The following is a 25,809-nucleotide window of genomic DNA, read 5'->3' as shown; positions in this document are numbered from 1 at the left end:
TAGGGGCCTCTTGCCTTGCGGCTCATTGCCCGACGACAGTTATTAATACTAGCAATTATTTTTGCCTTTTGCAAGTCTTTTTTACGATTTATTGAAAAGACTTAGTTCCTTTTTTATGATAAAGTTGTTATATCAAGGTTTAGAGGGGAGTTTTTAAAATAAAAAAATTTGATTTAGCAATTATTGGGGCTGGTCCGATAGGATTATTCTGTGCTAATTTTGCCCATCTTCATGGTCTGAAAACTGTAGTTTTTGACTCACTTGCAGAAGTTGGGGGACAGCCAAAACTACTTTATCCATTTAAAAAGATTTTGGACATCCCAGCTTTTAATTCTGTTCTTGCTTGCGAATTAATCGAAAAGTTACAAACTGAAAACAAGCAAAATGCAACTTTTATCTTAAATCATCCTGTCGTAGATCTTAAAAAAGCAGACAAGAAATTTATTATTGATAATAGCTTTTCTGTAAAAAGCGTAATTATTGCAACAGGAACCGGATCGTTTACTCCTAAAAAGTTTCCGCTAAAAATGGATAATGAAATTGAAAAAAAAGTTCATTACTATGTTAAAGATCCTCAAAAATTTAAAAATAAAAAAATAGGAGTCTTCGGTGGAGGAGATTCTGCACTTGATTGGGCGACTGAACTAGCAGATCAGCCAGGAACGAAAATCAATTTAATTCATAGAAGAAATGAATTTCGTGGTTTAGAATCCAGTGTTCAAAAACTTAAAAGTTTAAAAAATGTTGAAGTACAGACTCCCTATCTTCCTAAATCAATTCAAATCAGAGATAATCTACTTAATATCGGTTTAAAAGAAATGGGAACCAGCAACATTATTTACGAACAATTTGATCAAATAATCGTTGGGTATGGCTTCCGTGCTAATAACCAATTTGTAAAAAAGTGGGGTGTCAACTTAAACAATAACCAGATTGAAGTATCACGCTCTATGGAAACAAATATACCCGGCATCTATGCAATTGGTGATGTGTCAACTTATCCTGGGCGCGTACCTCTTATTGGGCTTGGATTTGGAGAAGCACAAATTGCAATCACTACAATCATGCGCTCACTTTTTCCGGAAAAAACCTTAACAATTCATTCAACCAGTATTTAGGAGATGTTTATGACAATAATCAATTTTATTCTGCATATCGACCATCATCTGATTGAAATAGTTAATCAGTTTGGCAATTGGACATACTTGATTATCTTTGCCATTATTTTTATAGAAACTGGATTAGTTATTTTCCCTTTTTTACCCGGTGATTCACTAATTTTTGCTGCGAGTTCTTTAGCAGTTAACCCAGAATATAATTTGAACATTTGGTGGATTTATTTTGCGGTATTGCTTGCGGCTATCTTAGGCGATGCTTGCAATTATGAAATAGGGGCCTGGTCTGTAAAGCAAGGTACAAAACATACTTGGTTTAACAGGCTAATTAACCAAAAAAATCGTCTGGCCGCTGAAAACTTTTTTAACAGACACGGACCAATTACCATTGTTATCGGCAGATTCATTCCCTTTATTAGGACATTTGTTCCTTTTATCTCCGGTGGCAGCAATATGCACTATGGCAAATTTGCTCTTTATAACGTAATTGGTGGAATAATCTGGAGTGGCCTATTTACGGTATTGGGTGCATTCTTTGGTAACATACCATTTGTGAAAGAGCATTTCTCAATGTTACTAATCGCAATTATCCTAATTTCTGTTCTGCCGATTTTAATAGTTGCATTAAAAAAACGAATTAAAAACAAAAAGGAGTTCCATTAAGAATTCCTTTTTATTTTTGCAATAATTTATCAGCAAAATACAGTTCATAAACAATACCAGCAATTGCAAAACAAGACGCAAAAAAACCTTCAGTGAGGACATTAATAATTGGATCTGTTACTGGATCAAATAGCCAGGTATTGCTGCCTGCAAAAAACAAATGATGAAAAGTGATAAAAAAATTATCAAAATTAGTCAGAGCAAACGGCAAAATGGCAACTGGTAACAATAAGAACAACAACGCCCATACTTTATTTAAACGCAAAAATTTTTTATTTCGCTTTTTGCACCAAAAAAGTATTATTAAACAACATAAAAAAGCAATAATTGCCAAAACAAATAATTTTTTGACATCTGCAAAATGACCTGCGGCCATAGATGAAGTATGTAAATTACTCATTCGCAATTTACGTTTAAAGGGCCAAATTAAATACCACATTAATTGATTATAGTTGCTCATTACTTGGCCAACTGATAAATTCACCGTTTTATTTGTTTTTTGCACCAAAACAAAGACAAATAATAAGGGCCAACTAGCAACTAGTGCCGTTACAACACTAGTAGAAACAGCAAAAATAAAATTATAAATAATAGTTAGAATATTATTTTTTTTGTTCATAATTTAACCTGATCTAAGCTGTCAACCAAAATTGTAGGTTGCTTTTTACCTTCAATATCCGCAACTTGTGTAATACCAGTAGTTACCAGCAATTGGTCAACATGACTGTTAAACCCTGCCTTGATATCAGTGTCGTAATTGTCACCTACCAAAAGCGCATCTTTTTTAGCAAAATGCAGCTTGGCTAACAACATATCAATAATCACAGAAGAAGGCTTTCCAATAAAAAACGGCTCTTTTCCACTCGAAGCTGCAATCATTGCACACTGAGAACCGTTGCCAGGCATTAAACCTTTTTCACTAGGCAAATTTAAATCCGCATTAGTACCAATAAAGTCAGCTCCTCTTCTTATTGCACTCACGGCCACTTGAATTTTGTGATAAGTCAAATCTGTATCCATTCCGACCACAACGTATTCAGGATTAGTATCGTTAAGTTCAAAAGCTGGATTTTGCATGAATTCACGCCATAAGCCAATTTGACCAATTATATAAACACCAATTTTGTCTGTTCGCTCTTTTTCATTATTTAGAATATAACTTACTGTTGCCATACACGGCGTATAAATATGTGCAATATCAGTTTGGATGCCGTGAATTTTAAGCTTATTCACTACCATTTCCGGAGTGCGAGTCGTATTATTAGTCAGAAAAATATAGTCCTTATGCATTTGTTCAAGGCGCTCAACAAAACGTACTCCAGAAGCAATAGTTTCCTTACCGCGATAAATTGTGCCATCGAGATCGATTAAAAATAAACGGTAATCTTTCACTTACTTACTGCCCTTTCTTTTTTTTATTACAAAAGAATGTTGGTTTGTTCGTTCTTTTTTTACAGTAACTGTTTCGGGCTTTTTTATTCTGGTCGGACGTATATGATAGCTTTTAAAAGGTTTATTCAGTTTTCTCCGATTCGAGCTCTGCGTCCTATTCTTGAACGAATTTTTTCGCCTTTTTCTTTTATTATAATGATAATGATGAACCGGACTTAAAAGTTGTAAAACAAAATATGGTCCACCCGGATTGCAGTATTCCAGTAAATAGTCGGCAATAGTCTGCTTTTTTCGATCTATTGCTGTTTGTGCATTATCCTGGTAAAAGCCTTTTAAACGCAAATGTTCACTTGACACATCACCAACAATAAAATCATATTGATCTAAATACGGATCATATTTTTGGCGTAAAAGTTCAAGATCAAGAGCCTCATTCTTATTAACCATAACTTGATAAAGCTGTTTGTTTATTTTTAGTTGATCATCATCCAAGCTAACAACAGCCAGAGGATGCCGCAATGGCTGAACTTGCTCAAATTTATTACCTTTTTCTTTTTTACTGCTGGTTTGTTCTACCATTACTTTCACTTCCCGTTAACGGATACTTTTTTGCTAAATAATCCCCAACCACTTCACGCAAAAATTTGGGGAACAAAAAGTCATTATCACCAACAATTGCTAGGGTGGGGAAAAATGGTACTAAGACATAATGATCCAAAACAGCAATTTGATATTCCTGGTACGGATCAACTTCCTTGCCATTTACAAAAACAACTCTGCTTATAGGATCAAATTTGATTCCTTTATAGTACATTTGACCAAAAATTTTTCCTCGAAAACTCATGCCTTGCAAAGGAAACTGATCCAAAAAATGTCGATTTTTTTCGATTTCCATAACTAGTCGCCACAAGTCACTGCCTTTCAAAGTAGAACGCACAACATGCATTGAATGTGGCAATGCTTTTTGCAAATCATATTTAGTCAAAATGCCCTTTTTAAAAGGTGTTAAAAAAAGACCTGAACTGAGCATAGCCAAATCTGTTCCTGCAAAATTTGCAATGGCATTCATGGAAACCTGAAGAGCAGCTTCACGATCATTATCATATTTCTCAGGCAAATCAGCCACAAGTTCGCGACTTAAGATTTCTTTTCCCTTTTGCCTGTAACCTAAAATGGTTTCCTCATCATCTAAATTGGACTTCATCAAACTGGTGGGCACAACATGTGGAGTGATTTTTTGCACGTGATGATTATCATCGATTTCCATATAAGTGTCCCCCACATAATTACCCCATTTACCTGTTTGAGTAATCCAGACATTTTCCACCTTTTTACCACGTGGCAACAGGTCATGACTGTGTCCCCCCACAATCAAGTCAATTTGAGGATAATTTCTAGCTAAAAAAGTATCCATATTTAAGCCAATATGAGTTATTAAAATTAACACATCATACTGGCCCTTCATTTTGGGCAAAACACCGTCCATTGTTTCTTTCAACATTTTAACGTGCCAGTGATTAGGTTCATAAGAAAGAGGATAAGCTGCAGTCAGACCGATTAGACCAATTCGAGTACCCTTTCTGGTAAGCAAAATTTTATTTTGAACAGCCCAATGAGGCATTGAACCGTCTTCTTCTCGCAGATTCGCTAAAATAACGGGAAAATTAGCATGGTCAAATAATTTTTCCACTACGCAATGTGAATTGGAAATTCCTTCATTGTTGCCAATAGTAATTGCATCATAATGAAAAGAGTTCATTAATTTAATATTAGCTTGGCCATATGTCGCATCAGTCAAAGGATGAGAACGATCCATGAAGTCACCAGCATCAAAAGTAAGAATCTGATCGACAGATTTATCTTTTTGAGCTTCCCGCAAATACCGGCCAATTTTGGGGAAATGTTCGAAATGTGAATGTAAATCATTAGTGTGTAAAATGCGAATTTTTTCCATTATCATGCTCTCTATCCAATTTGATTAGATTTCAAAACCATATTATATGCATCTAGGACTTTTCCCTTTGGCTTTTTCCATTCCACCCAATCAGGATTTTTCCAGTCATCTTCATTAGTCAAAGTTTCAAGTTTGTAGTTTTCATTAATATATTTTTCATAGGTAATAAGGGCCTTAGTACGTGGAATATTCAATTGCAAAATTCGCACGCTTTTAATTTTTCCACGATCTGCGGCAAGTTCAGCTATTCCATTTTGATCAATATTGGAAATTTCAAAATACTTACTGCCATCGTTGCGCACAATTTCTTCAATTAAATCCAACTCTTCATATTGTTCATTCATCAATATCTCCCGCATAAATTAAATCTGTGACATGTAGCAAAAAATGTGCAACCATGCTATTGTAATTAACAATAGAGGTGTACACATGAAATATCAAAGCCAATTAATCAGGGCTCTCATTTTTAGCATCATTTTTATTACAACCTGTGGTTTCACTGTGGTCGGCCATCGGGGCGACCCCAGCAAATATCCTGAAGAAACTATTCAAAGTGACAACTCTGCTTTTAATTCGGGTGCTGATTACGTTGAACTTGACCTCCATCTTTCTGCAGATGGAGAGTTAGTTGTTTCACACGATGATGACTTGTTTCGCGTGACCCATACACATGCAATTGTATCACAAAATAATTGGCGGGCACTTAGCGAGTTAACCTATGACAACGGTGAACATGTCATGAGTTTACCACAATTATTTGAATACTATCAAAAAAGACCAAATACAAAATTTATTCTTGAAACTAAAATAGATCATTCTATAGATCCGTCTTATGAATTAGAAGACCAAATTGCAGCAACTGTCAAAAAGTATCATATGGAGAAACGGGTTATGATCCATTCTTTTTCAGTTGCCAGCTTGTTTCACTTCCGTAAGATTATGCCCGATGCCTACCTAATTTTAATTGTCGGCAGCCTTAAAAGAATGAATTTTAGTAATTTACCGCAAGTAAATGCCGTTAATGTTTCCTCTGATTTGATTTTAAATCATGCTTGGCTGATACATTGGCTGCACCAGTTAAATAAGCAGGTTTTTGTATGGACTGAAATGGATGAGTCCCCTGATTTATGGCAATGGCTAATTAATAAAAATGTTGATGGTGTCGTAACCAATTTCCCTAATACTGGTTTTAAATACAAACTGGCAAAAGAAGGTACTAAGAAATATGACATTCACCGTAGTGGCAGTTATTTTGGCAAAAAAAAGACTAAAACAATGATGAATCCTTATGTGCGGGATAAACAAGATAAGTTTGTTTATCCGGGGCAAAAATTTGAGGTAATGTATGGGGTCAGAGCCCATAATCAGCTTTATTATCAAATTGCCAACCACACATTTATCTCGGCAGAATTTGTTAATATGGATTTAAAGCCTGAAGATATCGCACCCTATCAAAATAAGCAAGTATTAGCCAAGCCTCAAAAAGATGTGCATGTTTACCGCTTTCCTGATAATCAATCAAAAACTAATAAAGTTTTACCTGCCAATACTTTGTTTAAAATAGAGAATTTCAATGGCAGTCCCAAAAGTTTATGGCTATATACATCCTTGGGGTGGGTCAAAGCACGTGACATTCTATTTTATGGCTTTTTTGACGAAGCTAGTTGGCAAAATTATCGTCATTTACCACGGATGAGTCGTTATTCTAATATTGCGTTAACTCCTTACCTACCATTGAAATCTGCCGAGCCTCTCAATACATGGGAACAAATAAGGCAAATTCAAAAATTAACAACTAAAAAAGTGTTGCATGACTAACTTGCAACACTTTTTATATGATAAACAATCTTTATTCATTTGTTGTACTTTGCTTTTTTAATATTTCATAAGGAAGTTCAATCTGTGTTTCCGGCACTTCTTCATTATTCATTAGCTTAGTGAGCATTCTCATTGATACTGCACCAATATCATAAAGTGGTTGCCGAATAGCTGTCAAAGCGGGACGGACAACTGAGGCAATTTGCGTAGCACTTGCAGTAATTATTTCTAATTCTTCAGGCACATTTTTACCAGCATCAATTGCGGAATTCAAAATGCCAACAGCAGTAACATCATTGGTTACAATTACGCCATCGACACCATCCTGATCTAATTGTGACAATAAATTATATCCGTCAGAATGATCCTTAACATTAGAATAAATATGACCTTCACCTAAGTTATGATCTGACATAAATTTCTTGTAAGCTGGAATTCTGTTTTGTACATTAACTACAGTATTAGGATTGCCTAATACCAAAGCCAAATTCTTTCTGCCATCATTATAAAGTAGATTTAAGGCTTCTGTATCTGCCTTTTTATAATCTATGGCAACTGACGGAAATTCACTGTGACTATCTTTAGTCCCTGCCAGAACCACTGGAGTATCAGTACGCTTAAAAGCTTCAACCGCTTCTTCAGGCAGTGTATCTGACATGTAAATTACCCCATCAACCTGTTTATTAAGCAACCCTTGAATCGCCTGGTCTTCTCTCATCAAACGGTTTTCAATACTGGTAATGATGATATTGTATTTGTACAAAAGAGCAATATCATCAATACCTTTTGACAACTCTGCAAAATAAAGGTTGGTTAAATCCGGTACAATTAACCCAACCGTAGTAGTTCTTTTGGACGCAAGACCTTGAGCTACGGCATTAGGTTGGTAGTGCAACCGGTTGATTACTTTCATTACTCGATCGCGCGTATCTTTACGCACATTTGTATTGCCATTAACTACTCGTGAAACTGTGGCCATTGATACTTTAGCCTCACGAGCTACATCATAAATTGTAATATCTTGTTTACGCATTCTTGGTTCCCCCATCTTAATTTTACTAGTATAAAATTTATCATTTTTTTCAGGAAAGTGCAAACGTTTACAACTATTCTTTCATTTTTTCAAGTCGAGAACATGATATACTTTCTTTAACTATGAATTCAAAATGGAAGGAAGAAGCTATGAATTTAACAAAATTACAAGAATGGCTGCAAAGTTCTGACAACGATGTTGCCTATATTTCTAACCCAACTACAATTGCCTACTTTACCGGATATGATATGGAGCCTCACGAACGAATTTTTGCCCTTTTAGCATTCAAGGACCAAGATCCATTTGTGTTCGTGCCAGCTTTAAACGTTGAAGAAGCAAAAAACTCAGCCTGGAACGGTGATGTATACGGCTATCTGGATTCAGAAAATCCGTGGGAAATTATTGCTGACAAGGTAAAAAGTAGAACAAAAGAATATCAAAAATGGGCTTTAGAGAAAAATAACCTTTCTGTTTCCCACTACCAACTCATTCATGAACAATTTCCAGATGCAAATTTTGAGGGTGACCTTTCAAATTTTGTTAATAAAATTCGTCTTTATAAAACTCCTGAGGAAATTAAACAATTGCAGGCCGCAGGACGTGAAGCAGATTTTGCATTTCAAATTGGTTTCGACGCAATTAAAGAGGGCGTAACTGAAAGATATATAGCAGGACAAATTGAGTATCAGCTCAAAGTGCAAAAAGGAGTAATGCATGAAAGTTTTGAAACTATTGTGCAGGCTGGTGCCAATGCTGCCAATCCTCATCTAGGTCCTACTATGAATAAAGTTAAGCCAAATGAATTAGTTCTTTTTGATCTGGGTACTATGCACAATGGTTATGCTTCAGATTCCAGTCGAACCGTTGCTTATGGCGAGCCAACGGCTAAGGAAAGAGAAATTTATGAAATTGATCGTGAAGCTCAACAAGCTGCTATCGATGCGGTCAGACCAGGTATGACAGCTTCTGAACTCGACAGTGTTGCCCGGGATATCATTAAAAAAGCCGGCTATGGAGAATATTTTATTCACCGTTTAGGTCATGGAATCGGAAAAGAAGTTCACGAATATCCTTCAATTGTCCAAGGTAATGATCTCATAATTGAAGAGGGAATGTGTTTTTCAATTGAACCCGGGATTTACATTCCAAATGTTGCGGGTGTCAGAATTGAGGATTGTGGAGTCGTTACTAAAGATGGTTATAAGCCATTTACTCACACCAGTAAGGAACTCAAAGTTCTGCCTCTTTAAACAAGAACTTAAATTGTTTGACTAAACAAAAATGGCACTAGCAGCAATATCTTTTCTGCTAGCGCCATTTTTAATTAATTTTATGGTCTGGAATATGGGTCGACAGGTGCATCAGACGGATCAGATGGACCTTCAGGCTTTGGAGGTTCCGGATGATTAAAATCATCATTTGTTTCTGCATGATGCAGATCATTCGCTACATCTTGAGCATGATCTTTATCCTGCGCGTCATCATCTTTTGAATTATCAATAACGATATCATCAAAATCCTTTAGTTCTGAATCATCCTCTACATTCTTAGGGAATGAAGCCAGTTGATTCTTTACTATTTCTGTACCGTTATCATATTTTTTCTTTAAGTCTTGAACAGTTTCATTGTTCTTAACTTTTTTCTTCAATTCGTCGATTTGGTCATCACTTACTAATAGAGAACCAGCAAGGAACCCTGCTGCGGTCCCAACAATAGTACCTAAAACAAAACTTACAAATTTTTTCATAAAAGTAACTCCTTTTACTAATCTTCACCTTTTCGTCGCTTATGCCGTGCGAACACCGATGCTAAAGCAGATGACATCAATCCATTACGTTTCCAATGAAAATTATTGAAACGTTTTGCCATTTTTCTGGTAGAGGTATTAACATCTGAAACGCTTTTGCCTAGATCAGCTGCTGCCTGAACAACAGGGTCAATAGTTTTCATTTTAACATTAACATCTGCTAGCAAGACATTGGTTTTATCCAGCAAATCCCCAGTCTGATGAAGTAAATCATTCACATCTTCAGAAGTTTGTTGAATCGACTCATTAGCACTTCGGATCGTTTTTTCTGCTTCTCTAGTAGCTTTTGCGGCTCGAATAAGCACTGGAATTGTGAAAAGTACTAAAATTAATAATGCAATGGCAGCAATCAACCCTGCTAATGCACCATAAGAAAATTTCATCTTTTACCTCCAATTCTATACCTAAAAAAAGTCTAGCATGAAAATGCTTTAATCTCAATCTATATGTCATATTTTGTTATAGTTAATATGCATATACGAAAGGTAATTACAATGAATAAAATATTTCAAATCAACAAAAATGTCCTCAAATTCAACTGGGACAGACTGGGTGAACAAGTTTTGGCAATTGTCTGGCAGTTAGCAATTTCATCCATAGTTTTTTACTTAATTGATCATTTTGGCAAAAAAATTATCAGCCATTATTTAAAGCGCAGTAAAAGAAAGCAAAATAAGAGAACACAAACTGTTACGGCATTAATTAACAGTATCTTTGAATATACAGTAATCTTCTTTTACTTATTTGCGGTATTATCTATTTTAGGCATTCCAATTGGAACTCTGCTTGCAAGTGCCGGTATTTTTTCATTAGCTTTAGGTATGGGAGCGCAAGGATTTGTCAGTGATTTGGTCAACGGCTTTTTCATCTTAAGCGAAGATCAGTTTGATGTGGGTGACATTGTTTCCATTAACAATCAAACAGGAGTTGTAGTTCAGTTGGGTCTACGAACTACCAGACTTAAAGGATCCGATGGTTCTATTATCTACATTCCCAATCGCAACATTTCAATAGTTCAAAATCTGGCTCACGGTGGCATTGGTTTGGATATAACAATGCAGCTTAAAGCCAATAATGACTTTTCAAAAGTTCACGATATTATTAACCAAATTAATAATAAATTGAGTACTAATTTTGATTTTCTAGTGCAAGAACCTAAAATAGTTGGTATCACAGAACAAACAGCACAAACTGTCAATTATGTTGTTCATTTTCAAGTCAAACCTGGCCATGAAAAAGAAGTTCAAGATGAGTACCTGACACAATATTTAAAAATTTTACCCGAAAATAAAATTTTATTGGCAGAATAAAAATAAAAACTGATAAAAATCAAATATGGTAAATTCAACAAACTTATTATTATTTTTGTTGAGATATTACTAGAGATTTTCATCAGTATTTTTATTTATTCAAACTGAGCCAGCCAGTTAGGTAACTCTTTAAGTAATTGAGATATCGCTTTTCCCCTATGAGAGAGACTATTTTTTTCAGCTATTGTCATCTCTGCAAAAGTTTTCTGCTTTTCAGGCACATAAAAAAGGGGATCATAGCCAAATCCATCATCGCCCTGAGGCGCGGGTAAAATTAAGCCTTCACACTGACCTGAAACAACTAAATCCTGGTCAAAATGACCTGGCTTAGAAACTACGATTGTAGTATTAAACCTGGCAGTCCGTTTTTTTAAAGGCACTCCGCCAAGTTCTGCAAGCAATTTGGCATTATTCTTTTGGTCATTATGCTCGGGACCTGCAAAACGTGCAGAATGAACTCCAGGAGCACCATCAAGTGCATCAACGATTAATCCAGAATCATCAGCTATTGTCAACATATGGCTGTAATCTGCTAACTCGTGGGCCTTCAACTTAGCGTTTTGCTCAAAAGTTATTCCATATTCATCAACTACAGGTGGTCTATCTAAATCAGCATTTGTTTTGAGGCTAACATTAATTGCAGAAGTTTTAAATGCTGATTTTAGCTCTTTGACTTTTCCTTTATTTGTAGTAGCAAATAATATTTCCATTTTTTCTCCTTTATTAAAGATGGTGTCCGTTAAAATTTTCATCCTGCAATACTGTTTTACCAAGTTCATCAAACATTTTGACATCACCTGTAGTATAGTATTCATGCTTTCCTTTAGCTGAACTAGAAGTAAACATCTGATTATTTTTCATAACATTATATGTATAGTTCGCAACTTGATCTGCCGGATCTATTATTTGTATATCGGGTTTCAAGCATTGGGCAAATTCATTGCGGATAATTGGATAATGAGTACATCCTAAGACTAGAGTATCAATATTTAAATCATTTATTGGCAATAAAATCTTTTTAAGAGCAGAAACATAAGCTTGATGTCCCGCATTGGCTTCAATTAGAGGTACAATTTGTGGGGTAGCTAGTTCGTTCACCGTTATTTGGGGATCACGTGCCTGAATTTCCGCTTGATATGCATGTAAGCCCACAGTCATCTTGGTGGCCACGACTGCAACATTTTTATTTTTTGTTGCATATACTGCCGCAACGGCTCCTGACTGAACCACACCTATAATTTGCGGTTCAATTTCTTTTTGAATAGCTTTCATAGCCACTGCCGTGGCTGTGTTACAAGCAAAAATGATCAATTTGACGTTTTTGCTGAGCAAAAAGTTAACACTCTGCTTAGTAAGCGCGATAATTTCCGCTTTAGACTTATCACCATAAGGAATATGAGCATTATCTCCAATAAAAACGGTCGCTTCATGTGGCATTTTGGCAACGATCTTTTTGACTACTGTCAATCCACCAACTCCAGAATCTAGCAAACCAATTGGTCGATTATCCATTATAAAAGTCTCCCCTAAATAATTTATACTTCAATCAATTTTACGGTAAAATATAAGAAAATAAAAGGGATGAATTTCTGTATGCAAAACAATAACCAGCAACACGAACATGTTTATTTTGTGAATCAACTTTATCGTGATTTCCTACTGCCGACGATTTTAGGCGAAGACAATGAAGCGATTCTTTATTGGGGTGGCAAGCGAATCGCCCGTAAATACGATCTGTTATCATTTGAAGATGTGGTTAGTTTTTTTGCAACCACTGAATTTGGCAACTTAGAAAAAACAAGAAGCCATCACAGCGAAGAAATATTTATGCTCAAGGGACAAAATGTAACTGATCGAATTAATAGTGGCAGTCGAGAATTTTCTCTTGAAGCTGGCATTATTGCAGAAGCAGTTGAAAAGGAAACAGGTCGCACAACGGAGTGCGAGATCAAAGTTGATGAACGGAAAAAAGAAGTTAAATTAATTGCTAAGTTTGATTAAACTTCCAGAAACAAATAATTTAGTTTTTTACCATTTTTGCAATATGATTAAAGTAAGAATGGAGGAAATAAAATGCTAAAAGAATTTAAAGAATTTATTCAACGTGGTAATGTCATTGATCTGGCTGTAGGTGTAATTATTGGTGGGGCTTTTACTAACATTGTTAATTCTCTGGTAAACAATTTAATTAACCCGCTTATAGGTTTGTTCATCGGTAAAATTGATTTGTCTAATCTTGTATTTAAAGCTGGTGGTGCCACATTTAAATACGGTGAATTTATCAATACTGTAATTAACTTTCTAATCATCGCTTTCATAGTCTTCTTACTAGTTAAAGCTGTCAATAAAGTAATGAAACACAATGAGAAGCAGCAACCTGCTGGTCCATCTGCTGAAGACTATCTCAAGGAAATACGTGATTTATTAAAAGAAAAAAGCAATTAAAAAATTCCTGCAAATGCAGGAATTTTTTATTTTGTATATTGATCCAAAATCTGACTAAGTTTTGCTTTTGGAGTATAACCGGTAATACGATCAACAATTTCACCATTCTTTTTAATTAATAAAGTTGGAATTGCCATTACTCCTAAGGAACTAGGTACTTCTTTATTTTGATCAACATCCATCTTAGTAAATTTAACGTCTTGCCTCTCTTCAGCCAGTTCATCAACTACTGGTGATTGCATTTTACAAGGTCCACACCAGGTTGCCCAAAAGTCTGTTAAAACGACGCCGTCTTTTGTTTCTTCTTCAAAGTTTTGATCTGTAAGCTCATCAACCATGAAAAAACCTCCTTTAAGGAAAAAATAGTTATCTATTGATATTTTAATTATAGCAAGCAGACTTACTTTTTACAAGTAAATCAGTTTATTGCAAATGCACGATAGTAGCTCCGTTGCCGCCCTCATTTGCCGGAGCGTAGTTAAAGCTTTTCACATGCTTGCTTGATTTTAGATACTTCCAAACTCCTTTTCTAATTGCGCCAGTGCCAATTCCATGAATAATCGTGACAACATCAAGTCCTGCCAGCAGTACAGAATCTATATAGCGATCTAGATTAGTCATCGCTTCATCATAACGCTGACCGCGCAAGTCAAGCTCACTTCTCACATTGCTCCGCCTGCTTGCACTAATAGCGCGAACTTGCTTAGTAGATTGTGATTCTTTTTGTGATCCGATTTTTTCTATGTCTCGATCACTAACTTTTACTTTAATGATACCCATTTGGACTTCATATTCATGTTCGGATAATTTTTTGGTAATAGTGCCAGTTTGTCCGTAAGAAAGTACTTTTACCTTATCACCTACATTGACATGGTGACGTCTCTTTTCGCGTTGCAAAACGCGATTATGAGCCAAATTTTCATTTTGCCGTTCAAGCTGATTAAATTCACCTTTAGCAGCAATAATTTCATTTTGTTTAACTTTGCCCTTTTGCTGTTCAAGCTGCTCTATGATTTTATCAGCCTTCTTACGACTTTTTGTGACTACTTCATTAGCTCTTTCCTGTGCAAATTCCAGTTGCTTTTGCACACGCTGATTATACCAATCCAAAGCCTGTTGCAATTTTATTTCAAGTTTTTTAGCCCGATCAAGACTAGTTGTTAAATGACTGCGAGCATCCGAAGCAGCTTTGGTTTGTTTTGTCAACTCAGTAATCATTTGGTTAATATCAACATTTTCATCACTCATTAATCCCTGAGCTTTTTTAACCACATCCTCACGCATCCCCAGCCTGCGGACAATAGCAAAGGCGTTACTGTGACCTGGAATACCGATCTGTAAACGATAGGTTGGAGACAGTGTTTTTAGATCAAACTCCATTGAAGCGTTAGTCGTTCTTTCCCGATTATAACCATAAAGTTTGAGTTCTGGGTAGTGTGTTGTGACGATTATTTTGGCCTTCTTTTGACGTAAGAAATCCAAAATACTGATTGCAAGACTTGCTCCTTCTTCTGGGTCAGTCCCAGCTCCAATTTCATCAATCAAAACAAGAGTTTCAGCATTGACGCTTTTCATTATTTTAACAATACCGTTAATATGTGAGGAGAAAGTACTAAGCGATTGCTCAATAGATTGTTCATCTCCAATATCAGCACAAATGTCTTTGAACACACCTGCTTTGCTTCCCTCTGCAACTGGAATAAACAGACCTGATTGCACCATTAGCTGCAATATCCCTACTGTTTTTAATGTAATGGTTTTCCCACCAGTGTTGGGGCCAGTAATTAATATAGTATCGTAATCTTCACCAAGTCGTATGTCGTTGGCAACGACTTTTTTAGGGTCAATTAAAGGATGTCGTGCCTGCAAAAATAGTAATGACTGGTTATGAGTCAACTTTGGTTCGGTAGCTTTCATGACATGAGCCAGTTTTGCTTTTGCTTGGATAAAATCAAGTTCAACCAAAGAACTTGCAATCGTATTAATGCTGTCAGCTTCGGGACGTACTAAATCTGACAGATTACGTAAAATCCGACTAATCTCCCTTTTTTCTTGCGCCAAAAGATTTTGCTGACGATTGTTGAGATTTAAAACTGCACTTGGTTCAATAAATAAAGTTTGACCACTAGCACTCTGATCGTGAACGACACCACCAAATTTATTACGATACTCTTGTTTAACCGGAATAACATAACGGTCATCACGAATAGTCACGATCTGCTCGGATAAGTACTTGCTACTATTTCCTTTTGTGTAGCTGTCCATTTTATCTTTAATTTCTGCATCATTATTTTTGATTTCGTGACGTAAATGGGATAATTCAGCAGATGCAGTATCAAGAACTTCCCCGTCAAAATCCAGCGAACGACTAAGCTGCTTGAACAGTGATTGAGGCACATCTAGTTTTGCCAAGATGGAGTCTATTGCTGCTAAATTCAGTTTTTCTTTATCATCTTCACTAAAAAAGTCATTGATTTCATTAGCAAGTGCTAAAACCAGCAATAAGTTGCCTAATTCCTTTGCATTCAAATTAGCTTTGATCCGCAAGCGCTTAATACTCGGTCCAACATCAGCAAAATCCGTTAAAGGCAGTTGTCCCTTAATCCGCAAAATATCAGCACCCGCCAAAGTCTGCTTCAGTGCAAGTTCTACTTGAGCAAAGTCATCACTTGGTACAAGATTAAAAGCTGCCATTTTAGCTGGTGTAGTAATCGCTATTTGTTGCAGTTGTTCAGTAATTTTTGCAAATTCTAAAGTTTCTAATATCTTATCATTCATTAGTTTCTAAATTATTAATCTTGAATAAAAAAGGCTGGCCCAGCCAGTCTCTTTTATTCACCACTTAATCGGTCATCGTCCAAAAATGTGTTCAAAACTCCTTGAACCATATTCCATTCATCATCTGCTTCAATCTCGTGTAAATCACTGCTAGTGACATCACCTTCGGAATCGGAGTCATAACTAAAAGCCAAAACTTCAATTTCCTCATCATCACTGGCAGCTGCCGGATAAAGCAGAACATATGATTTATCATAATCATCAGAATGAAATGTAAATAAAATTTCATATAATTCTTCGTTGCCTTGATCATCAATCAAGGTAATTTGACGGTCATCACCGTTAACTTCTTGTGTCATATTAATCCTTTCGGTTTAGATCCAAATAATTTTGTAAAATCAAGACAGCGGCCATTTGGTCAATCACTTTTTTACGTTGGTGGCGGTTGTGCATATCTGCTTCTTCAACTAAAACACGTTCAGATTCAACTGTAGTTAGTCTCTCATCAGAATAATGCACTGGCAAACCAAACTTCTTTTCAAGCCTTTCACCGTATGCCTTACTTCGCGCAACCGCAACGCCAGAAGATCCATCCATATTTTTGGGCAAACCTAAAACAAAACCCGCTGGTTCATATTGTCGCACAATCTTTTTAATTGCACGCATACCAAAATTATAACGCGTTTCATCGATAGGGATAGTTTCAAGCATTTGCGCAGTGATGCCTAATTCATCACTAACTGCAACGCCTACTGTCTTTGATCCAACATCTAAACCAACTAATCGCATTATTTATCTTTTCCAAGATAATTTTTGACAAGCTCTTCAATAATTTCATCACGTTCGTGTTTTAAAATTAGTTTACGAGCATCATTATGCCGTGGAATATAGGCTGGATCGCCAGACAATAAATACCCGACAATCTGATTAACTGGATTATAGCCCTTCTCTTCCAGAGCATTATAAACATCTTGCAGAGTGTCATGAACGTTTTTGCCTTTATTTTCATTAAAGTCAAAGTGCATTGTCTTATCTAGCGAACTCATAATCATTCCTCCTAGCACAATTTTACTTGAAAAACAGTATAAACTCAATCAATTAATTTTTTGAAATCGCTGTGATCACTGTCTGAATAGCCTTTTCAAGGCCTTCAGGTTTTTTGCCTCCGGCTTGAGCCATATCTGGTCGACCGCCTCCGCCTCCGCCAAAGATTGGAGCAGCTTGCTTAATTAAATCACCTGCTTTAAGGCCTTTTGCTAAGGCTTTATCACCTAAACTAATGATCATATTTGCCTTGCCGTCATTAGCGGTAGCCAAAACCAGCACATCTGACTTTTTGCCACTCTTCCAAGTATCAGCAAATTCACGCAAATCATTCATCCCGTTAACATCAACTTTTTGTGCAATAACTGATAGATCACCTGCTTGCTCTACATTATCAAAAATAGAGTTGGCCTTACTTTGATTGATTTGCAAGTTCAAGTCCTCAACCTGCTTTTGACTGTCATGCAGGTCTTTTTCAAGCGAATCAACCTTATCAATAATATCTTCTGGTTTGGTTGATTTTACTTCTGCCTGGATTTCATCTAACAATTCTGATCTGCTGGCCAAGTACTCATAAGCTTTCTTGGAAACTACTGCTTCAATTCTTCTCATACCTGCACCAATAGCAGATTCAGAAATAATCTTAAAAATACCTATTTGGTTAGTATTGGTACAATGAGTACCACCACAGAATTCAATAGAAAAATCTGCTATTTGGACAACCCGGACTTTATCACCATATTTACCATCAAATAAAGCTAGAGCACCCATCTTTCTACCAGTATCAGGGTCAGTAATAGTAGTTTTGACATCAATTGCTGCCCAGATTTTTTGGTTTACCAGGTTCTCAACTGATTTAAGTTCCTTTTCGGTCATTGGCTCAAGCGCAGTAAAGTCAAAACGTAAATAATCAGGGTCAACCAAACTGCCTGCTTGATGAGTATGTTCACCAAGTACGCTTCTCAAAGCTGCATGTAATAAGTGCGTGGCAGTATGAGAATGGCGCAGACCTTCGCGGCGAACTCTGTCGATCTTTAGAGTATATTCCTCACCTTTTGTCAGAGGTAAAATCACATCGACAAAGTGCATATTTTGATCATTGGGCGCATGTTGCACATCGGTTACTTGAGCAACAAGTTCTCCTTCCTGATTATAGATATTACCATGATCGGCTACCTGGCCACCACGTTCACCATAAAAAGGAGTCTTATCAAAAATCAAAACAGCATTATCGCCATCTGCTTTATCAACTAACTGATCATCAACTATAATATCAACTAATTTTGCGTGCTTTTCTTCATAAACGCCATATTCAAATTCTGACTTATCCTTTAAGTTCATCAGAGTTTCATCTTGAGAGCTCATCGATTGCAAATTGCCACGAGCTTTACGGGCACGTTCTTTTTGAGCTGCCATTTCGGCATCAAAACCTTTTTGGTCAACCTTTAAACCTGCATCCTGTGCAGTTTCAAAAGTCAGTTCATAAGGAAAACCATAAGTATCAAATAATTTGAATGCATCTTTACCAGTAATTGTTTTATCTTCTGACTTTTGTGCACTTGCAATCAGGTCATCAAGTAAAGTTAATCCCGATTCAAGAGTTAACTGGAACCTTTCTTCCTCGTTCTTAATTACTTTGGCAATGAAATCTTTTTGCTGTGTAACTTCCGGATAATGACTCTCCATAATTTTGCCAACTACCGAAACTAGTTTGTAAAGAAAAGCTCCCTTAATGCCTAAACGCTGACCATTTAAATCGGCACGCCGAATTAGGCGCCGTAAAACATAGCCGCGCCCTGTATTTGATGGCAGTGCACCATCTGCAATGGCAAAACTGACAGTCCGCACATGATCTGCAATAATCTTAAAAGCAGTGGTATCTGCCTTATTTGTGCCATATTTTTTAGCAGCAGTCATTTTTTCTGTTTCATGGATAATCGGCAAAAAGAGGTCAGTTTCAAAGTTAGTTGGCGCATCTTGCAAAATAGACAAAACGCGCTCTAAGCCCATACCGGTATCAATATTCTTATGCGGTTGATCAACATACTTGCCATTTGCTAAGTGATTATATTGTGAAAAGACTATATTCCAAATTTCCAAATAACGGGCGTTTTCACCACCAGGGAAGTTTTCTGGATCATCTTCCGCCACATCGTTATTTTCTTGACCACGATCATAAAAGATCTCGGAATCAGGACCACAAGGGCCTTCGCCAATATCCCAGAAATTTTCTTCCAGTTTAACGATATGATCTTCAGGCATCCCAACTTCTAACCATATTTTTTGGGCTTCTGTATCTTTAGGATAAACCGTGCAATAAAGCTTTTCCTGATCTAAATCAAGCCAGTCCGGACTCGTTAAGAATTCCCAGGCCCAAGTAATTGCCTCTTTTTTAAAATAATCACCAACAGAAAAGTTGCCCAGCATTTCAAAAAAAGTCTGGTGTCTGGCCGTTTTACCAACATTTTCAATATCATTTGTTCTAATTGATTTTTGCGAACTGGTAATCCTATGATTTTTAGGGACTACAGAACCGTCAAAATATTTCTTCATCGTTGCCACACCAGAATTTATCCACAGCAATGTTGGGTCATCTTGTGGGATTAATGATTGACTGGGCAATACCATGTGTCCGTGCTGCTTGAAGAAATCCAAAAACATTTGTCTAAATTGTGAACTTGTCAGTTTCTTCATCAAATATATCTCCCTTTTTGCAAAAATAAAAACACTGTTGCTTATCTTAAGGACGCCTTTAAACGCGGTACCACCTTAATTGCAACAGTGCTTGTTACCTCTTAATTAATTTTATTTGTTAAACCATAAGGAGCATTTTTTAAATAGCAGTAAATCATTTTCACCATGCGATTCTCTCTTTGAACTGCTAATCTTAAAAAACATATCTTAAGTTACCAGTAATTGTACTACTTGCACAGTTTTTGTCAACGTGCAGCTAAATTTGAATGCCTTAAAGTATTCTGCTTTCAAATCTACCTGCGATAAAAATCATCAAAAACTGTTACAGGCAAATGTCTCTTATGTTCACTTTTACGCCAGAGCGACTCAATCTTCTCTGCAGCCAGTTCAGATACAGTACGACCTTCTAGGTAGTCATCTACTTCCTTGTAGCTAACTCCCAGTGCAGTTTCATCCGGTAAACCTGGCTTATTTTCTTCCAAATCTGCCGTTGGCGCTTTTTGGTACAAGTGCTCTGGACAATTTAAAAGTTTAAGCATCTGCTTGCCTTGTCGTTTATCTAAACGGAAAAGCGGTGTCAGGTCTGCTGCACCATCGCCATATTTAGTATAAAAACCACTAAAATTTTCAGCCGCATGATCTGTACCAACTACCGCACCATTTTGAGCACCAGCAATAGCGTATTGTACAACCATACGTTCACGAGCCTTAATATTACCCTTGTTAAAATCTGTGATCTGCTGTCCAGCTTCATTCAAACTGGCTACTAAAGCATCAACAGCAGGTTTAATATTGACTATTAAATCCTGATCGGGTTTTTGAAATGCCACAGCATCAGCTGCATCTTGAGCATCTGTTTGAATGCCATAAGGTAAACGAACTGCAATAAATTGATATGAACTATCGCCCGTTTCATCACGCATTTCGGAAATTGCCATTTGGCACAGTTTTCCTGCCAGCGTAGAATCCTGACCCCCTGAAATACCCAGCACATATGATTTTAAAAATGTATTTTCTTTAAGATAATCCTTCAAAAAATCAACTGAGCGTCGAATTTCTTTTTGAGGATCAATTTGGGGTAAAACATGTTCATATTTTATAATTTCTTTTTGCAATGGCCTCAATGTACAGTATCTCCTTTATTAATACTTGCACGAATATTCTGAATAATATTCATTTTACTGTCATACAAATCTTTAGAAAGATCAACAGGGTATTCTTGTGGGTTCAAACTTCGTTTATATTCATCCCAAAGACCATCTAAGTTAGCTGCACAAAAGTTTTTGATATCTGTTAATTTAGGCTTCTGATATTTCAATTGGCCATTTACAAAAATATCTTTTAAAAGCGGCTCAGCAGTATAATCCGTTACCACTTTATTGATATAAGTATACTGGGGATGAAACATATAAAGTGAATCAAATTTTCGCGGATCCACACCAGCCCGTGCAATCCAGTCACCTTCATTTTTCTTTTCAGTATTGGCTGAAATACGCCAAACCTGCTTTTTACCTGGAGTTGAGACTTTTTCCACATTCGAAGAAATTTTTAAAGTATCACGCATATGGTGCTGATCATCTTCAATTGAGACTAACTTATAAACCGCTCCTAAAGCAGGCTGGTCATAAGCAGTAATATATTTAGTGCCAATACCCCACACATCAATTTTGGCTCCTTGCATTTTCAAACTTGTAATCGTGGTCTCATCCAAATCATTTGATGCAAAAATTTTGGCACTGGTATAACCGGCATTATCCAGCTCGCGACGAACCTGCTTAGAAATATAAGCCATGTCACCAGAATCAATTCGCACGCCTTGAAAGTTTATCTTATCTCCCATTTCATTGGCAACACGGATAGCATTTGGTACGCCACTTCTGACAGTATCATATGTATCTACAAGAAAAACGCAGTCCTTATGGGTTTCTGCATACGCTTTGAATGCTTCATATTCACTGCCAAATGCCTCTACCAATGAATGAGCATGAGTACCAGAAACAGGAATCCCAAACAACTTACCTGCACGAACATTGCTTGTTGAGTCAAAGCCACCGATATAAGCTGCACGAGTACCCCAAATTGCAGCATCTGCTTCCTGTGCACGTCTAGTACCAAATTCCATAACACCGTCACCTTGCACGGCTAGTTTGACACGAGCTGCTTTAGTCGCTAATAAGGTTTGATAATTAATAATATTTAAAATGGTTGTCTCAACTAATTGACATTGAGCTAATGGTCCTTCAACTTGAAGCAAAGGTTCGTTGGCAAAAGCTATTTCCCCTTCTGGCATCGACCTTACCGTAAGTTCCATTTTCAATTGGCGCAGATAATCAATAAAATCATCATCATAGCCAATTTCTTCTTTTAAATACTTCAAATCACTTTCTTTAAATTTTAATTTTTGCAAGTATAAAATTACGTGTTCTAATCCTGCATAAACAGAATAGCCATTGCCAAAAGGTTCTTTGCGATAGTAAACCTCAAAGACCGCATTGCGTTCTGAAATTCCTTTTTTAAAATAGGTATACATCATGTTAATTTCATACAAATCTGTATGAAGGGTTAACGAATCATCTTTATCCAATTCTTGATAAAACATTCTGTCCTCTTATTAATCCACTAATATTTTTTGTCTTATTATAAACATTTGTGGATTTTTTAACAATCTTGCCAATCTATTCGATCTTACTGTACACCTGCAAAATACTTTTCAACTGCTTCTTTAATGAAAAATTTTGTTCAACATAACTTTTTTCTCGCTGAGCCATTTCCTTAAGCTGATCTTTAGGCGTTTCTATAGCTCGCCTTAACTGAGTGCAAATCGAATCTATATCACCTATATTGGCTACAAAACCATACTTTTGACTTGGTATCATTACCGTAATATCACCTACAGCAGTCGACAGCAGTGGCAAAAGATTGTCACTTGCTTCCAGCAGGACTAAGGGAAAACTTTCTGAATATGAAGTTAAAACTGCTAGGTCCATGCGCCGATATAAATTCTTTAATTGTTTATGCGTCATAAACCCTTGAAAAGTTACTTGTGGACCCAATTTTAATTTTTGTGCCAAATTTTTTAAAGAGTTTAATTCAGTACCGTCCCCAACAATAAATAAATGAACATTGGCATTATTTAGTTTTTTTAATGCTTGAAGTAGCAGCGCCTGACCCTTAACTTTTTCGGCTCTGGCAACATTTACTATATTGAAATTTGGATGCTCATATTTTGCAGGAATCTGGCTGTCTTCATGAAAAAAAGTGCCATTATATATCACATGAACTTTTTCTTCCTTAATTTTTATCTTTTTGACTACTAAGTCAGCAAACTTTTTGGTAACAGCAAAAATGCAATCTGCTTTGCTAATTGCATGCAAATTGGCTTTGGTAAATATTTTGCCCTTTAACCCACGATCAGCAAAATCAAGATAGGGGTTGGAATGAATAGTTATGCACCATTTAGCCGTAATTTTTCGCCTAATTAAAGACATGAATAAATTCGCCCTAGGCCCGTGAGTATGAACTATATTAAAGTTTCCCTGATTAATGAAATCAGCCAGCTTATTCAAGCCACCTAAATCATAACGACTTTTTATCCCTAAAACTTGTACATCCAGCTTTGCCCTGCGAGCAGCTTGAGCAACCGGACCGTCGGCTAAACATAATAAAGTAAAACTTTGTTGTTCATTTTTAGCTTCTTTTAGCAAATTAATGATGTGGGTCAGACCGCCGCCATTTTCGAGTCCAGCATTAACATGCAAAACTTTCATAATTATTCTTTTCCTTTTTTCGACTGGTAAACTTCGTGAACAAAATGTGGTAAAACCATCATTCGCTTTAACCGAGAAGGATTTTTAAGAAGACGATAAAACCACTCTAAATGAACAGTCTGCCAAATTTGAGGAGCTCGTTTGACTTTGCCTGAAAAGACATCAAAGCTGCCTCCCACTCCCATCATAAGCGCAGGTAGCAGATTTCTCCGCAAAACAGACAAGAGCTGTTCTTGACGAGGAGAACCCAGGGCAGCAAAAACCAGGTCAGGTTCTGTACGTTCTATCTGGTAGGCAACAAGTTCCAAATCTTCCTTAAAATAGCCGTCCTCAGCTCCTACCAACTGAATATCAGAATAGTCCCTGGCAATTTTTCCTTGAATAGCATGAATTACCTCCGGTCGAGCCCCGATAAGATATACTCTTAAGCTGCGGTCATTTGCCAACTTCATTAACCAAGAAAACAGATCATAACCTGTTACCCTTTCTTTAAGCGGCTCTCCTAATATGTGACTTGCTTTTACAATTCCAATGCCATCAGGGGTGATATAGTCAGCATCATAAGTTAAAATCTTCATAAATTCAGGATTTTCATTAGCTGACATAACAATTTCAGGATTGGCAGTAACTATAAATGTTGACTGATGTGCATTGATTCTACCAACGAATTCATTTTGAAACTGGTTAAAACTTTTATTATCGAAACTAACTCCTAAAACATTTACTTTAGTCATAACTATATCTCCTAATCCTCAATTTACTTTATTTTATCAAAATAATATCGAATTGAGGATACGCTTTACCTTTTCTATAAATATGATACTATTAACTCGTCAAATTGATAGGAGTACTGGAACTATGAAAAAAATAATTACTTATGGTACATTTGATTTATTGCATTATGGTCACGTCCGCCTGCTGAAACGCGCCCGTGAATTAGGGGACTATCTTATTGTGGGATTATCTACCGATGAGTTCAATCAACTCCAAAAACACAAGGAATCGTATAATAGCTATGCTGAAAGAAAATATATTCTTGAAGCTATTCGTTACGTGGACCAGGTTATTCCCGAAAAAGATTGGGAGCAAAAGACAAGTGATATCCAAAAATATGATATTGATACCTTTGTAATGGGTAATGACTGGAGTGGCAAATTTGATTTTTTAAAACCATACTGCAATGTAGTCTATTTGCCTCGCACTCCAGGAATTTCCACTACTAAAATTAAAGATGATTTAAAATAAAAAAGAACTCTGAACTAACTAACAAAGTTAATTCAGAGTTTTTATTTTGCAAAAGTAAATTCAAAACGATCTGCAACATAGCTGGCTCTAGTGTACTCAAAAGGTACGCCATTAGAAAGCTCTGTTACTTGCAAACGAGTAATTAACGCTTCACCTTTTTTTGCATCAAGCAATCTAGCTGCATTTTCGTTTGCTACAGCTGCAGAAATATATTCGGTTACACGTCCTATTGTATAACCACTTTTTTCTAAAGTTTGATATAAATGTGAAGAAATATCGGCTTTTGACATATTTAAAATCAAACTATGCGGAATAGATACGACTTCATAGCAAATTGGAACATCATCTGCATAACGAATACGTTCCATTCGCAAAACTTCTTGTGTATCATCCAAATCCAGTCGTTCCATCTCTGATAAAGAAGGTTTGCCAAAACGATAAGAAATCAACTTACTAGAGGGTGTTTGACCATTTGCATGCGTAATATCGGTAAAGGACATGATTCCCGACATTTTTTCCTGCACTTTTTGGTTAGCAACATATGTACCGCTACCAACACGTTGCTCTAAAATACCTTCATCTTCCAAAGTTTTAATTGCCTGTCGCAACGTCATGCGAGAAACACCAAATTTTTGGGCTAACTGCCTTTCGGCTGGAATTTTACTCCCAACTTTGTAATTATGATTTTCTATTTCACGTTTAATTTGATTATGAATCTTGATGTACATTGGTTCTTCCATTAAT

29 protein-coding genes are annotated in these 25,809 nt (G+C 36.4%); 8 read left to right on the top strand and 21 right to left on the bottom strand.

Annotated features, from left to right (window positions below; translation table 11 throughout):
- Nucleotides 1–197 precede the first annotated feature (197 nt).
- Together H3T43_RS08595 and H3T43_RS08590 are read left to right on the top strand one after the other, a co-directional pair.
- Entirely contained in the window at nt 198–1,118 is a 921-nt protein-coding gene (locus H3T43_RS08595) for an NAD(P)/FAD-dependent oxidoreductase (RefSeq protein ID WP_370520804.1), read from the top strand.
- 9 nt (nt 1,119–1,127) lie between these two features.
- Nucleotides 1,128–1,778 (top strand): VTT domain-containing protein, encoded by a 651-nt coding sequence (locus tag H3T43_RS08590; RefSeq protein WP_198213966.1) that lies wholly within the window; start codon nt 1,128–1,130, stop codon nt 1,776–1,778.
- Between the two features lie 10 nt (nt 1,779–1,788).
- Here H3T43_RS08590 and H3T43_RS08585 read toward each other — a convergent pair whose 3' ends face one another.
- From H3T43_RS08585 to H3T43_RS08565, 5 genes are read right to left on the bottom strand one after another with little or no spacing between them, the layout of a single operon-like run.
- Nucleotides 1,789–2,397 carry a TIGR01906 family membrane protein gene (locus H3T43_RS08585; RefSeq protein ID WP_045927666.1) on the bottom strand — a complete coding sequence of 203 codons (609 nt, stop codon included), beginning with the start codon at nt 2,395–2,397 and terminating at the stop codon, nt 1,789–1,791.
- On the bottom strand, nt 2,394–3,170 hold the full coding sequence (locus tag H3T43_RS08580) for a TIGR01457 family HAD-type hydrolase (RefSeq protein ID WP_198213964.1): 777 nt from the start codon (nt 3,168–3,170) through the stop codon (nt 2,394–2,396). Before H3T43_RS08580 ends, H3T43_RS08585 begins: the two co-directional genes overlap by 4 nt.
- Nucleotides 3,171–3,749 carry a YutD family protein gene (locus tag H3T43_RS08575; protein ID WP_198213962.1) on the bottom strand — a complete coding sequence of 193 codons (579 nt, stop codon included), beginning with the start codon at nt 3,747–3,749 and terminating at the stop codon, nt 3,171–3,173.
- Complete coding sequence (locus H3T43_RS08570; RefSeq protein ID WP_198213960.1) at nt 3,727–5,124, bottom strand: bifunctional UDP-sugar hydrolase/5'-nucleotidase; 1,398 nt, start codon at nt 5,122–5,124, stop codon at nt 3,727–3,729. Before H3T43_RS08570 ends, H3T43_RS08575 begins: the two co-directional genes overlap by 23 nt.
- Nucleotides 5,125–5,135: 11 nt before the next feature.
- Complete coding sequence (locus tag H3T43_RS08565; protein ID WP_045927662.1) at nt 5,136–5,468, bottom strand: hypothetical protein; 333 nt, start codon at nt 5,466–5,468, stop codon at nt 5,136–5,138.
- A gap of 85 nt (nt 5,469–5,553) precedes the next feature.
- Between H3T43_RS08565 and H3T43_RS08560 the strand changes: the two genes are divergently transcribed.
- Nucleotides 5,554–6,942, top strand: coding sequence for a glycerophosphodiester phosphodiesterase (locus tag H3T43_RS08560; RefSeq protein ID WP_198213959.1), 1,389 nt, complete (start codon nt 5,554–5,556; stop codon nt 6,940–6,942).
- Between the two features lie 31 nt (nt 6,943–6,973).
- Here the strand turns inward: H3T43_RS08560 and H3T43_RS08555 are convergent, their stop codons facing one another.
- On the bottom strand, nt 6,974–7,975 hold the full coding sequence (locus H3T43_RS08555; protein ID WP_198213958.1) for a substrate-binding domain-containing protein: 1,002 nt from the start codon (nt 7,973–7,975) through the stop codon (nt 6,974–6,976).
- 149 nt (nt 7,976–8,124) lie between these two features.
- Between H3T43_RS08555 and H3T43_RS08550 the strand changes: the two genes are divergently transcribed.
- Nucleotides 8,125–9,225, top strand: coding sequence for an aminopeptidase P family protein (locus H3T43_RS08550; RefSeq protein ID WP_198213957.1), 1,101 nt, complete (start codon nt 8,125–8,127; stop codon nt 9,223–9,225).
- A gap of 80 nt (nt 9,226–9,305) precedes the next feature.
- On the opposite strand, the gene H3T43_RS08545 is transcribed toward H3T43_RS08550, so the two are convergent.
- Nucleotides 9,306–9,722: a DUF1269 domain-containing protein gene (locus H3T43_RS08545; protein ID WP_198213956.1), complete on the bottom strand. Its 417-nt coding sequence runs from the start codon at nt 9,720–9,722 to the stop codon at nt 9,306–9,308.
- A gap of 17 nt (nt 9,723–9,739) precedes the next feature.
- Entirely contained in the window at nt 9,740–10,165 is a 426-nt protein-coding gene (locus tag H3T43_RS08540) for a DUF948 domain-containing protein (RefSeq protein ID WP_198213955.1), read from the bottom strand.
- 111 nt (nt 10,166–10,276) lie between these two features.
- Here H3T43_RS08540 and H3T43_RS08535 point away from each other — a divergent pair, with 111 nt between their 5' ends.
- A complete protein-coding gene (locus H3T43_RS08535; protein ID WP_198213954.1) occupies nt 10,277–11,092 on the top strand; it encodes a mechanosensitive ion channel family protein in 816 nt (271 codons plus the stop codon).
- A gap of 95 nt (nt 11,093–11,187) precedes the next feature.
- Here the strand turns inward: H3T43_RS08535 and H3T43_RS08530 are convergent, their stop codons facing one another.
- Together H3T43_RS08530 and murI are read right to left on the bottom strand one after the other, a co-directional pair.
- Complete coding sequence (locus tag H3T43_RS08530; RefSeq protein WP_198213952.1) at nt 11,188–11,802, bottom strand: XTP/dITP diphosphatase; 615 nt, start codon at nt 11,800–11,802, stop codon at nt 11,188–11,190.
- A gap of 13 nt (nt 11,803–11,815) precedes the next feature.
- On the bottom strand, nt 11,816–12,604 hold the full coding sequence (gene murI, locus H3T43_RS08525) for a glutamate racemase (protein ID WP_198213950.1): 789 nt from the start codon (nt 12,602–12,604) through the stop codon (nt 11,816–11,818).
- Between the two features lie 81 nt (nt 12,605–12,685).
- Here murI and H3T43_RS08520 point away from each other — a divergent pair, with 81 nt between their 5' ends.
- Both H3T43_RS08520 and mscL read left to right on the top strand, forming a co-directional pair.
- Entirely contained in the window at nt 12,686–13,093 is a 408-nt protein-coding gene (locus H3T43_RS08520) for a YslB family protein (protein WP_198213948.1), read from the top strand.
- A 72-nt stretch (nt 13,094–13,165) separates the two neighbouring features.
- Nucleotides 13,166–13,537 carry a large-conductance mechanosensitive channel protein MscL gene (mscL, locus tag H3T43_RS08515; protein WP_034980715.1) on the top strand — a complete coding sequence of 124 codons (372 nt, stop codon included), beginning with the start codon at nt 13,166–13,168 and terminating at the stop codon, nt 13,535–13,537.
- A gap of 26 nt (nt 13,538–13,563) precedes the next feature.
- On the opposite strand, the gene trxA is transcribed toward mscL, so the two are convergent.
- The 10 genes from trxA to H3T43_RS08465 all read right to left on the bottom strand — a co-directional run bounded on the left by trxA (nt 13,564) and on the right by H3T43_RS08465 (nt 24,554).
- Nucleotides 13,564–13,875: a thioredoxin gene (gene trxA, locus H3T43_RS08510; RefSeq protein WP_034980713.1), complete on the bottom strand. Its 312-nt coding sequence runs from the start codon at nt 13,873–13,875 to the stop codon at nt 13,564–13,566.
- An 85-nt stretch (nt 13,876–13,960) separates the two neighbouring features.
- Nucleotides 13,961–16,315 (bottom strand): endonuclease MutS2, encoded by a 2,355-nt coding sequence (locus H3T43_RS08505; RefSeq protein WP_198213946.1) that lies wholly within the window; start codon nt 16,313–16,315, stop codon nt 13,961–13,963.
- A gap of 53 nt (nt 16,316–16,368) precedes the next feature.
- Nucleotides 16,369–16,674, bottom strand: coding sequence for a DUF1292 domain-containing protein (locus H3T43_RS08500; RefSeq protein ID WP_034980709.1), 306 nt, complete (start codon nt 16,672–16,674; stop codon nt 16,369–16,371).
- Nucleotide 16,675: 1 nt separating this feature from the next.
- Nucleotides 16,676–17,104 carry a Holliday junction resolvase RuvX gene (ruvX, locus tag H3T43_RS08495; protein ID WP_034980707.1) on the bottom strand — a complete coding sequence of 143 codons (429 nt, stop codon included), beginning with the start codon at nt 17,102–17,104 and terminating at the stop codon, nt 16,676–16,678.
- The gene (locus H3T43_RS08490) at nt 17,104–17,361 is read right to left on the bottom strand and encodes an IreB family regulatory phosphoprotein (protein ID WP_034980704.1); all 258 of its coding nucleotides are present in this window, start codon (nt 17,359–17,361) and stop codon (nt 17,104–17,106) included. Before H3T43_RS08490 ends, ruvX begins: the two co-directional genes overlap by 1 nt.
- Before the next feature lie 52 nt (nt 17,362–17,413).
- Nucleotides 17,414–20,053, bottom strand: a complete 2,640-nt coding sequence (alaS, locus tag H3T43_RS08485; RefSeq protein WP_198213944.1) for an alanine--tRNA ligase — start codon at nt 20,051–20,053, stop codon at nt 17,414–17,416.
- A 293-nt stretch (nt 20,054–20,346) separates the two neighbouring features.
- On the bottom strand, nt 20,347–21,177 hold the full coding sequence (gene nadE / locus H3T43_RS08480) for an ammonia-dependent NAD(+) synthetase (protein WP_198213942.1): 831 nt from the start codon (nt 21,175–21,177) through the stop codon (nt 20,347–20,349).
- A complete protein-coding gene (locus H3T43_RS08475; RefSeq protein WP_198213940.1) occupies nt 21,174–22,652 on the bottom strand; it encodes a nicotinate phosphoribosyltransferase in 1,479 nt (492 codons plus the stop codon). Before H3T43_RS08475 ends, nadE begins: the two co-directional genes overlap by 4 nt.
- Before the next feature lie 76 nt (nt 22,653–22,728).
- Entirely contained in the window at nt 22,729–23,820 is a 1,092-nt protein-coding gene (locus H3T43_RS08470) for a glycosyltransferase (RefSeq protein WP_198213937.1), read from the bottom strand.
- Between the two features lie 2 nt (nt 23,821–23,822).
- Nucleotides 23,823–24,554 (bottom strand): WecB/TagA/CpsF family glycosyltransferase, encoded by a 732-nt coding sequence (locus tag H3T43_RS08465; RefSeq protein WP_198213935.1) that lies wholly within the window; start codon nt 24,552–24,554, stop codon nt 23,823–23,825.
- 124 nt (nt 24,555–24,678) lie between these two features.
- Between H3T43_RS08465 and tagD the strand changes: the two genes are divergently transcribed.
- Complete coding sequence (gene tagD / locus H3T43_RS08460) at nt 24,679–25,065, top strand: glycerol-3-phosphate cytidylyltransferase (protein WP_034980692.1); 387 nt, start codon at nt 24,679–24,681, stop codon at nt 25,063–25,065.
- 41 nt (nt 25,066–25,106) lie between these two features.
- On the opposite strand, the gene H3T43_RS08455 is transcribed toward tagD, so the two are convergent.
- The gene (locus tag H3T43_RS08455) at nt 25,107–25,805 is read right to left on the bottom strand and encodes a GntR family transcriptional regulator (RefSeq protein WP_034980690.1); all 699 of its coding nucleotides are present in this window, start codon (nt 25,803–25,805) and stop codon (nt 25,107–25,109) included.
- Nucleotides 25,806–25,809 lie beyond the last annotated feature (4 nt).

Origin of the sequence: Lactobacillus sp. M0396 (assembly GCF_016101625.1) — a bacterium.
GTDB classification, from domain to species: Bacteria; Bacillota; Bacilli; order Lactobacillales; family Lactobacillaceae; genus Lactobacillus; species Lactobacillus huangpiensis.
The sequence above is the reverse complement of the archived record's forward strand: the minus strand, read 5'-3'. Positions and strand labels throughout refer to the sequence as shown.